At 49.1% G+C, this 603-nt stretch carries 1 protein-coding gene; it reads right to left on the minus strand.

The features are described from left to right. Positions 1-52: 52 nt before the first annotated feature. Positions 53-424 carry a 50S ribosomal protein L14 gene (rplN, locus tag AC1DUO_RS26045; protein ID WP_008457164.1) on the minus strand — a complete coding sequence of 124 codons (372 nt, stop codon included), beginning with the start codon at positions 422-424 and terminating at the stop codon, positions 53-55. Positions 425-603: the final 179 nt, after the last annotated feature.

Consider the following 603-nt stretch of genomic DNA (forward strand, 5'->3'; position numbering starts at 1 on the left):
AAGCAGGATAACTTCGTCATCACGACGGATTTTCGCTGCCATGGTTCGCTCCTTAGAGTACTTCTGGTGCCAGAGAGATAATTTTCATGAACTTCTCATTACGCAGTTCACGAGTTACCGGCCCAAAAATACGCGTGCCGATTGGCTGCTCGCTGTTATTGTTTAAAATAACGCATGCATTACCATCGAAGCGAATGACAGAACCGTCCGGGCGACGAACACCCTTCTTGGTGCGCACCACTACCGCCTTCAGCACATCGCCTTTCTTCACCTTACCGCGAGGAATTGCTTCCTTGATGGTAATTTTGATGATGTCGCCGACGCCTGCGTAGCGACGGTGCGAGCCACCTAGAACCTTGATACACATTACGCGACGTGCACCGGAGTTGTCGGCCACGGTCAGCATAGTCTGTTCTTGGATCATGTTAGTGCTCCGCTAATGTCAACTACAACTTTAGGACCCAGGATAGGTCGTTAAGAAATCCCCACAATATGAGGGCGCGGCATTATAACACCGGGTCCCGATTATGGGTAGAAAAAATAAACGGCCCACGTACATGAGCCGTTTATCTATTTTTGAGAGGCGCTACTGTATTACAGAAT

This window comes from Rahnella sp. P4_A8, from assembly GCF_056402435.1.

Bases quoted from the DNA above. Each gene is read 5' to 3' on its own strand.
- rplN (WP_008457164.1), bottom strand. From the start codon at position 424: ATGATCCAAGAACAGACTATGCTGACCGTGGCCGACAACTCCGGTGCA.